The following is an 8,392-nucleotide window of genomic DNA, read 5'->3' as shown; positions in this document are numbered from 1 at the left end:
GCTGTATAGACAATATTCAAAGGAAAATCCAAGAAATGTTGGTTTAACAGCATTTTTTGGATTTCGGTTTCTTTCCAAACTTTGATTTGGGGACGTTTTTATTTTTATTGATGTATGAATATGTAAGTAGACTTAAATTAAAAAAAGATAGATAAATTAAAGGTTTCCTCTTTCATGGGATGGCAGTTAATCAAAGTTGTAATATGGTTATTGGCTCGTTGTCGCAAATTTCGCCGTTTTCACGGAAACCAAAGCTTTCATAAAGCTTTTTAGCGGCGAAGTTATCCCTCCCATATGGAATCCAGCAGTAACGTGCAGGTCCAGCTGGAAAGGTGCGTATAAATTCCAAGATTTCTTTCATGGCTTTCCGACCGTAGCCCTGGTTCTGGTATTGCTTGTCAATCATCAGTCGCAAGATACAATAGCTGTCATCTGCAATTGACGGCAGTTCGTATCCCGTAATTCCATAAGTCAGCATAACAAAACCGACTGGCTGCTCATCTGCGTAAATAGCAAATGGCAATGGATGTCCTCCATTGGTTGCAAGAACATAGCACGAAGCCATGCTTGACAGATTAGACGCAACGAAGCGGCGTTGTTCTTCTGAAACTTCCAAGTTAAATATAGCACGACGATTTTCCAATGTAATTTTTCTGAGCTCAATCATGTTGCTTTACTCCCTCCATTTCTAAATTACTGGTTACATTTTATTTAAGTGTACTGCATCGTAGTCTAAAGTAAAATAGGTTACCAAAGCGTCGTTTAGGAATAAAAGCGGTTTCTATTGCGATTTATTTATGTTGACGAAAAATGTGAAAATTCGACAAAATGACTCATTATTTTTTACAATAGAATTACTAAATGAAAAGCATAGTTATAGTAACTTAATCGGAAATTATTATAAAATATTATCAATGTTTTTTAAAATAGTTAAAATATTATTGAAATAAAGTGGATTTTGCATTGATTATTTTCTGTTATTTATCCTATAATTAGTATAAATGGTTTATGAAATCGTAGTACTAGTTTCTTGTTTGTGAAATGATCGTGAAATAATAAATTATTGATGAAATGAGGTGAAAAGGTGTTTGGGCTTTCAAAAGAAGAAATTATGTTAATGCTAGAAAAAGTGGGGTTAGAAGAGAAGCAAAAAAATGCAATTGCGGACATACTATATCTTAACAATATGCGAATTGAGCAACAACTAGCATTTATTATCCATCTAATAATAGACGAACGCGAAAGAAATATTTCAAACAATACATATTTAAATTAGAAAATGTCGAAAGATAAGACATTTTACTTTGACACATAGTATCCAAATATTTGGATTATAAAATTTTGCTTTCCTAATAATGATTGTATTTAAATGAAAATCACAAGTGTGTAAAGACGAACACTTGTGATTTTTTTCTATTTATAACAATTGACTGTATACATTTTGGGAGTTAAATAGTTATATAGATGAGTTAACTACGAAATGGATATCCAAAAGTTGGTGAAATATGAATAAAGAATGGGAGCGTCTATTGCTTGCGCATGCAGAAGTCGTTTTCAAATATTTGATTAAAATAGGGGCTACAAAAGAAGATGCAGAGGACGTTGTACAAGAGGCTATCATTAAAACAATAGAGTGTTTGTCATCAATACAACATGATAATTTACGGGCTTGGTTATTCAAGGTCGCCCTTAATCGTTACTATACAATGTATAACAAGCAAAAGCGTACAACATTGATCGGTGACGAAAAAATCGAAAAAATAAAGATAGCATTAGACGATGTGGAGCAACATTATTTACAAAAAGAGCAAAATGCAAAAATTAATGAAGCCTTGCTTGGGCTACAGCCGACATTTCAACAATTACTTTTAATGAAATATGATATGGAGTTTTCTTATAAAGAGATTGCTGCAATTCTAGCGGTGAGTGAGTCGCATGTAAAAACTTATTTACAACGAGCGCGTAAAGCATTTAAAAAACAGTGGGAGGCGTTAGAAGATGGACAATCTATTTAATAATGAACAGATGAAAAAAACTATGAAAAAAGCACAACGGCGTGCAACATGGAAAACGATCTTTATCACATTTTGCGTCTTAATTGTGACTTTGCCTACGGGTAAAATAGCTAATGATGCTATTACTAGATTTTTGCAAAGCCATGCCCAGAATTCCGTTTATACGCTACATCAAGTAGAAGGGGCGAATGAGTTTATTGGGACTACGAGGTTTTATCCAGGTATTTTAGGCGGCGAAATTCAATATAAAACGTTCAAATACATTGAGGGAAAGATTGTGCCTACTGGAGATGACACATTCGACTACGGTTTTTTACGAGATGAGGTACTTTATGAAGGTTCTATTTCTCCATTTCCGTTTGGAACGAGCAACAGTGATCAAGATTTAGATGTTCAGCGTTATAATGAGCTTGGACAGCGCGAAATGTTGTTTTTCTATCCATTTATAAATTATAAAAAGACACGCAATGATTTAGCGTTACTACCTCAAATCGGTGACGATAAAATTATGGAGATCGCTATATCTTTTGATAAAGGTTATACAATGCAAGAAGCGCTTGCAAAGCTACCGAAAAATGTGACTGCTACTTGGTTATGGGTCAAGGACGTGGATGAAATAGCTGACCATACTGATAAGTTAATAAAAAATGAAAAGGTTGAAGAAAGTAACAATCTGTTGCGCTCAGAACACGATGTATATGGTTTTTCTCTTTTAAACGCAAATGGTGATGTAGCAGAGAACCCAGCCGATCAATTTGTGCGAGCAATAAGTACTGGCACTAGACAGACATCAAGTTTGCAAGATGAGTATAAAAGGTTGGAAAAAGAAATTGGCGGTGCTGATGGGTTGTCAGTGAATGATCTTGTTATTTATGGGGCAGTCGTAACTGGTAATAAGAAGACACTCACAAGCTTACAAAATCTTGATTTTATTAAAGCGTCTTCAATCGGAGTTATAACAGATAAATATTAACAAAAATAAGGTCATCCATAGAGGATTGACCTTATTTTTATAATTCCTTTTTAAAACAAATAATGCGGTTAGCCTCTGTGAAGCCTAGTTTAAGATGGACGGCTAGACTTTCGAGATTTTGTAATTCACAATCACTTGCAAATTCAAAACATCCCTTATGTTTAGCCCACTGCTCACAACTCTCGACAAGTAGCTTCGCCAAGCCTTTCTGTCGATTTTGTTCTTTTACGAAGAGTCCTTCTAAGTAGCCGACTGGGCTTGAGTTGGTACCTTCGACATAATCTGTTCGGAGTTGACATTGTGCAAAACCGACTGCTTCATCATCTTCATAGGCAATAAAGATCGCAGCGTTTTCTGCGTTAATTAGTTGCCCCATCTCCTCGCTAAACTCTTCTAACGTATGATTTGGCCAAAGTTGTAGTGCTAATAATGCTGTTGTTTGTACATCTTCCATTACTGCTTGTTTAATCATATAAAGTCTCCTTCCTTTGAAATGGTAAAAACTGAAACTTTTTACTGTTCAGAACGTAAAGTTATAAGGTACAAAATACAGGGAGGTTAGTACTTTGAAGCAAGCGTTAATGATACTAGATATACAAAATGATTATTTTACAGATCAAGCGCGAATGCCTGTAGCAAAGCAGCAAATTGAGGCGACTTTAAATGGCATAAATGATCTTATAAAAAGAGCTGAAAAGTCAAATGTCCCTATTATCTATATTAAGAATGAATTTGAGCGAACGCAATTACTTTCGAATCTTTTACGAAAATTCACTACTTTAAAAGGAAGTAAAGGAGCTGAATTGGATGAACGACTATTAAGAGCGGAGGGGGCGTACTTTTCAAAAATTAAAGCGGATGCATTTAGTTCTCCCAGCTTAATAACGTATTTAAAAAATAATGGTATAAACGAATTAATAATAACGGGTGTATTTATAGAAGGCTGTGTCTCTTGCAACTGTAGAAGGGGCTCTATCTAGAAATTTTGCTGTTACTGTTGTAAAGGATGCAGTCGCAGGTGCAACAGATAAAAGTAAGGAAGTAGCGTTAACAAAACTTGCGACACAAGAAATCTTAATTCTTAGTTCAGAGCAAATTTTTGAAAGTGAGAATGATAAGGAGGATATCAGAAATGACGCTTTTACAACGTTTAATTGAGCAAGCTAAAAAACCAAGTGGAATTGTAGGGTCATTAATGCTACGAATTATGAATAAGGCACACAGTGGTATGAACACTTGGCTAATGCGTCATGAAGTTATCAAAGATGGCGATACAGTATTGGATATTGGATGTGGAGGAGGAAGTACACTCCGTTTTTTATCGCAAATGAATCCAAGTGGTAAAATTTATGGTATAGATTTTTCTGAGCAGTCTGTGCATGAATCTATCAAAACAAATGAAACGGATGTAGCAAATGGCAAAGTGATCGTGACTCAAGCAAGTGTTTCGGACATTCCGCATGATGATAAGTTTTTTGATACGATTACAGCCTTCCAAACGCATTATTTCTGGCCAGACTTAGCAAATGATGTGATAGAGGTATTTAGAGTGTTGAAGTATGGTGGGAAATTTATCATTATTTCGGAGGTCTATAAAATTAATTATCATATGAAAGCTTATAAAACAAAGCCTGAAATAAAGCAGTTGTTTGAAAGTGTTGGGTTTCAAACCGTTACAATAAGGGAAAACACTCAAAAAGGATGGCTTTGTATTACAGGGATTAAATGATACATAAAAATGGAGGTTTTATTATGAAAAGATGTGAATGGGTCAAGCTAGATGAACCTTTATATGTTGAGTATCATGACAAGGAATGGGGCAAACCCGTCTATGATGATCAGCATTTATTTGAGATGCTCTGTTTAGAAGGGGCACAGGCTGGACTTAGCTGGTGGACAATCCTACAAAAGAGAGAGGGCTATCGGGCTGTTTTCGACCAATTCGATGCTTCGAAAATTGTACTCTATACGGAGGACAAGCTACAGGAGCTTAGTCAGGATTCTCGTATCGTGCGTAATAAATTAAAAATTGCAAGTGTCGTGACGAATGCTCAAGCTTTTTTACGAATACAAGAGGAATATGGATCGTTCTCTAAATATATTTGGGGCTTTGTGGATCATCAGCCTATCATCAATGAATGGTCGTCAATAGGTGATGTACCTGCTACAACGGAGATTAGTGAACGAATGAGTAAGCAATTAAAAAAAGATGGCTTTAAATTTGTTGGTAGTACCATTTGTTATTCATTTATGCAGGCAACAGGGATGGTTAATGATCATGTCCTAGATTGTTTTTGTCGTAGTGAGAGCTTAGATGATGAAATTTGATGACATCGAGGCACAGTAACGATATTTGTAACAGGTGGGATTAGACCTATGAAATCCGAACAATTATGCCGAGAAAACAATTGCTTCGAGAACTAAATGAGCGGCGTATTCATTGCGATTTTTATTAACACAGTATAATCGTCTCTCGTTCACAGCTAGTAACATCAATTTAAAAGCCATAGATATAGCATCCTCAACAATAACTCGATAACATCCCAAAAAAGGTGGAGGCAATTACAGCAACTTCATTAAGGTATGATGTCACTGCCTCTGTGTATCCATCATGTGATTGAGAGAGCATCTTTTTTATTAATTGATTTCATGAAGAGGAGGAAAGAAGATGAGTCGGCACGTATCAGAAAATAAAGGACTAAAGAAGGTGAAGAGAATGGAAAGCAAAACAGTGGTCAAAAGCGGTATTAGCTTTGGCTCGGTATTAGCCATTACCATTTCTTGGAGTGTAAATCATTCAATATTATGGGCAATTATACATGGCTGTTTAAGTTGGTTGTATGTAATTTATTACGCAATAATAAGATAAATTGTGAGTTCAAAGAAGCGGGATAGATGTGGAACCTGTCGCTGTGCAATTGTTTAGAAAAAGTTGCAATCTATACATACAATAGTGAATGTATTTTCGTTCATAACTTATGGGCATTTAGCATAAATAACAAAGTGCTCTTTTTTCAAAGAAAAGCTCATATTATTAAAGGAAGTTTTACATTATTGCATGTATCGTAGAAGAAAGGTTGATAGGATGACACATCAAGTAACCGCCACAAGCAATATTGATTTTAATGCTACAGGCGTTGATGAAATATTACAAAATGTAGCTTTTATATTATCTACTTTCGTAATATCTTGCCCGTTATACAGAGATTTTGGTTTTAGACTAGATACTCTTACACCTTTTCAGCTTGCAAAAAGACGTAATACTGCACGTCTTATTGAAAGCATTCAACGTTTCGAGCCACGAGCCGTAGTAATAGATGTAGATTATGTTGGAGATACTTATGTAGGAAAATTAGAACCTGTTGTGAAAGTTATCGTAAATGAATAAAGTGAAACTTAAATCAGAGGGATTTTCTTCACCAATCAGGTTTTTACGGGGCAGTTCATGCCTCTGAATTTTAAGGTGAGATTTTCTTGCCTGTTAATGCGAGATAAACCTTTAAGTGAATTTCGTTTTATTTTACACAAGTTTGCCAGGCTAGTTTAATGTTAGCCTGGCAAAATATAAGTAGATTAGTTGTCAATAAAAATTATAAACATTGCTTTGTACATAGATATTTATCGAACTAAATGCATTTTCGTTAGATAACATACAGCTCTTCTGATGGCATCAATTTTATTGCAATCAATAGTAAGAGTAGTGCGAGCAGCTTCAAGGAAGTATGCACAACAATTTTTGGGATTAAAGAATAAGAAAATAAGACCTAAGAAACTACTGCCACCTGTTAAGAAAACATCTACTAATGTACCTGGCTCTAAACATCTTAAGAAATCACATGCGCAGTCTTTAGAAAAAGATGCAATTTTTAGAGATGAACAAATAGACTTTCGCCTTAAAAATATTTGCTATTTAATAGGATGGAAATTATGAATGATCAAGTATTCTTCAAGCATAAAAACAACATGCTTGATGTTAATTTATATAGTATATGTTACTTATCGGATAAATGGGGTTAATTCATTGATAAAGGTACTGGATTAAAAAATGGAATGGAGAGAATATATGAAAGGATTAATAAAAGGCTGTTTTATTTTATTTTCCTTGATATTAATGATTGCGGCATTGATTAAGTATAATCAACCTTCAATTGAACAATCCATTCAAAAAAATCCTGACATAAATTATGCTGAAGAAATTGGTGGGAAATTACAAAGCACGAATTTTACGCAAAAAATTATAGTGGCGTTACGAGCGGCAGGCTATTCTCCAGATAGTACGATAGGCTATTTAATCGAATCTCCAAACAATCAAGTAATGACTATACAATTACATAATTTAGATAAATTTGATAAAAGTACGGAAAGCGAAATTCAAAATATCATTAACATAATTGCAAAAAATAATGAACTTCATTCGTTTATCGTTGATGTCAAGCTTATTGATGCTCAGTAACCAGCTTTAACTTCTTTTTTGCAGGTGTCCAAACATCCGCTGAAAGAAGTTAAAGCTTCTGAACGCAATTATGACGAGGTACAAGTGATTTTTTGTTTCAAGCCAAAAATAGTTAAAGATGACTAAATGGTTACAGAAAATTTGTGTGCTATAATCAAAAAAAGAGGTGATCATGCTGAGGATTTTAGTTTTAGGTGCAACTGGGCGCGTGGGTAGCCAAATTGTTTCCCTAGCGTTACGAGATGAACATATCGTTACAGCTTTGGTGCGAAACCCAAATAAGTTAAATGTAAGTAATTTGAATTTACATATTATTCAAGGTGATGTGCTGGAAAAAGAAGATATAGAAAATGCCCTGTCCAATGTAGATATTGTGATTAGTGCTTTAAACACGGATGGTACCAATACATTAACTAAAAGTATGCCACTGATTCTTGACGCAATGAAAAAAGTGAATGTGAAAAGAATTATAACTATTGGAACGGCAGGCATTCTCCAAAGTCGTCTGACTCCAAGTATACTACGATACCAATCGAGCGAATCAAAAAGAAAATCAACCTTTGCAGCACAAGAGCATCATAATGTCTATAATTTATTGACGAAATCTGATACGGATTGGACAATCGTCTGTCCTACATACTTACCGGATGGCGAATATACGGGCAACTATCGTATCGAACGAAGCTTTTTACCTGAGAATGGGGTAGAAATATCTGTAGCAGATACGGCAGAATTTGCCTATCAACAAATTCACAGCAAAGAATATCTGAAATCGCGTGTAGGTATTGCGTACTGAATAAGTATAGCTATTAATTTGTGAAATTAGGTGTATTGATTAACCATTTTTATCCACCCTAATTAAATTAGAAGGATCTGACTTCCACTACGGGCTACTTGCTTTGTTGCTGTCGCTTCGCTTTCGCACAGATAAAACAATTTGTTGCTGTCGCT

14 protein-coding genes are annotated in these 8,392 nt (G+C 35.0%); 12 read left to right on the top strand and 2 right to left on the bottom strand.

Annotated elements, in window-relative coordinates:
- Nucleotides 1-190 precede the first annotated feature (190 nt).
- Complete coding sequence (locus QRN68_RS22955) at nucleotides 191-667, bottom strand: GNAT family N-acetyltransferase (protein ID WP_285399440.1); 477 nt, start codon at nucleotides 665-667, stop codon at nucleotides 191-193.
- Between the two features lie 417 nt (nucleotides 668-1,084).
- Here QRN68_RS22955 and QRN68_RS22950 point away from each other — a divergent pair, with 417 nt between their 5' ends.
- The 3 genes from QRN68_RS22950 (at nucleotide 1,085) to QRN68_RS22940 (ending at nucleotide 2,988) form a co-directional block, all read left to right on the top strand.
- The gene (locus tag QRN68_RS22950) at nucleotides 1,085-1,276 is read left to right on the top strand and encodes a hypothetical protein (RefSeq protein ID WP_285399438.1); all 192 of its coding nucleotides are present in this window, start codon (nucleotides 1,085-1,087) and stop codon (nucleotides 1,274-1,276) included.
- Nucleotides 1,277-1,505: 229 nt separating this feature from the next.
- The gene (locus QRN68_RS22945; RefSeq protein ID WP_285399437.1) at nucleotides 1,506-2,015 is read left to right on the top strand and encodes an RNA polymerase sigma factor; all 510 of its coding nucleotides are present in this window, start codon (nucleotides 1,506-1,508) and stop codon (nucleotides 2,013-2,015) included.
- Complete coding sequence (locus QRN68_RS22940; protein ID WP_285399436.1) at nucleotides 1,999-2,988, top strand: anti sigma factor C-terminal domain-containing protein; 990 nt, start codon at nucleotides 1,999-2,001, stop codon at nucleotides 2,986-2,988. Before QRN68_RS22945 ends, QRN68_RS22940 begins: the two co-directional genes overlap by 17 nt.
- A gap of 37 nt (nucleotides 2,989-3,025) precedes the next feature.
- On the opposite strand, the gene aac(6') is transcribed toward QRN68_RS22940, so the two are convergent.
- Entirely contained in the window at nucleotides 3,026-3,460 is a 435-nt protein-coding gene (aac(6'), locus tag QRN68_RS22935) for an aminoglycoside 6'-N-acetyltransferase (protein ID WP_285399435.1), read from the bottom strand.
- A gap of 94 nt (nucleotides 3,461-3,554) precedes the next feature.
- Between aac(6') and QRN68_RS22930 the strand changes: the two genes are divergently transcribed.
- From QRN68_RS22930 to QRN68_RS22890, 9 genes are all read left to right on the top strand, one after another.
- A complete protein-coding gene (locus QRN68_RS22930) occupies nucleotides 3,555-3,968 on the top strand; it encodes a cysteine hydrolase family protein (protein WP_285399434.1) in 414 nt (137 codons plus the stop codon).
- On the top strand, nucleotides 3,934-4,146 hold the full coding sequence (locus QRN68_RS22925; protein WP_285399433.1) for a cysteine hydrolase family protein: 213 nt from the start codon (nucleotides 3,934-3,936) through the stop codon (nucleotides 4,144-4,146). The genes QRN68_RS22930 and QRN68_RS22925 overlap by 35 nt, the downstream gene beginning before the upstream one ends.
- Nucleotides 4,121-4,717, top strand: a complete 597-nt coding sequence (locus tag QRN68_RS22920) for a class I SAM-dependent methyltransferase (protein WP_285399432.1) — start codon at nucleotides 4,121-4,123, stop codon at nucleotides 4,715-4,717. Before QRN68_RS22925 ends, QRN68_RS22920 begins: the two co-directional genes overlap by 26 nt.
- A 23-nt stretch (nucleotides 4,718-4,740) precedes the next feature.
- Nucleotides 4,741-5,316, top strand: coding sequence for a DNA-3-methyladenine glycosylase I (locus QRN68_RS22915; RefSeq protein WP_285399431.1), 576 nt, complete (start codon nucleotides 4,741-4,743; stop codon nucleotides 5,314-5,316).
- Nucleotides 5,317-5,656: 340 nt separating this feature from the next.
- Nucleotides 5,657-5,857, top strand: coding sequence for a hypothetical protein (locus QRN68_RS22910; RefSeq protein ID WP_285399430.1), 201 nt, complete (start codon nucleotides 5,657-5,659; stop codon nucleotides 5,855-5,857).
- 216 nt (nucleotides 5,858-6,073) lie between these two features.
- Nucleotides 6,074-6,376: a GPW/gp25 family protein gene (locus QRN68_RS22905; protein WP_285399429.1), complete on the top strand. Its 303-nt coding sequence runs from the start codon at nucleotides 6,074-6,076 to the stop codon at nucleotides 6,374-6,376.
- A 276-nt stretch (nucleotides 6,377-6,652) separates the two neighbouring features.
- Nucleotides 6,653-6,919: a hypothetical protein gene (locus QRN68_RS22900; RefSeq protein ID WP_285399428.1), complete on the top strand. Its 267-nt coding sequence runs from the start codon at nucleotides 6,653-6,655 to the stop codon at nucleotides 6,917-6,919.
- Nucleotides 6,920-7,051: 132 nt separating this feature from the next.
- Nucleotides 7,052-7,441, top strand: coding sequence for a hypothetical protein (locus QRN68_RS22895; protein WP_285399427.1), 390 nt, complete (start codon nucleotides 7,052-7,054; stop codon nucleotides 7,439-7,441).
- A gap of 175 nt (nucleotides 7,442-7,616) precedes the next feature.
- Entirely contained in the window at nucleotides 7,617-8,237 is a 621-nt protein-coding gene (locus tag QRN68_RS22890; protein ID WP_285399441.1) for an NAD(P)-dependent oxidoreductase, read from the top strand.
- Nucleotides 8,238-8,392 lie beyond the last annotated feature (155 nt).

Source organism: Lysinibacillus sp. fls2-241-R2A-57, assembly GCF_030209535.1.
Taxonomy (GTDB): Bacteria; Bacillota; Bacilli; order Bacillales_A; family Planococcaceae; genus Lysinibacillus.
Note: the sequence above shows the minus strand (reverse complement) of the source record. Positions and strands in the feature narration are given on the sequence as shown.

Bases quoted from the DNA above. Each gene is read 5' to 3' on its own strand.
- QRN68_RS22940 (WP_285399436.1), top strand. From the start codon at position 1,999: ATGGACAATCTATTTAATAATGAACAGATGAAAAAAACTATGAAAAAA.
- QRN68_RS22945 (WP_285399437.1), top strand. From the start codon at position 1,506: ATGAATAAAGAATGGGAGCGTCTATTGCTTGCGCATGCAGAAGTCGTT.
- QRN68_RS22915 (WP_285399431.1), top strand. From the start codon at position 4,741: ATGAAAAGATGTGAATGGGTCAAGCTAGATGAACCTTTATATGTTGAG.
- QRN68_RS22900 (WP_285399428.1), top strand. From the start codon at position 6,653: ATGGCATCAATTTTATTGCAATCAATAGTAAGAGTAGTGCGAGCAGCT.
- QRN68_RS22955 (WP_285399440.1), bottom strand. From the start codon at position 667: ATGATTGAGCTCAGAAAAATTACATTGGAAAATCGTCGTGCTATATTT.
- QRN68_RS22905 (WP_285399429.1), top strand. From the start codon at position 6,074: ATGACACATCAAGTAACCGCCACAAGCAATATTGATTTTAATGCTACA.
- QRN68_RS22920 (WP_285399432.1), top strand. From the start codon at position 4,121: ATGACGCTTTTACAACGTTTAATTGAGCAAGCTAAAAAACCAAGTGGA.
- QRN68_RS22910 (WP_285399430.1), top strand. From the start codon at position 5,657: ATGAGTCGGCACGTATCAGAAAATAAAGGACTAAAGAAGGTGAAGAGA.
- QRN68_RS22895 (WP_285399427.1), top strand. From the start codon at position 7,052: ATGAAAGGATTAATAAAAGGCTGTTTTATTTTATTTTCCTTGATATTA.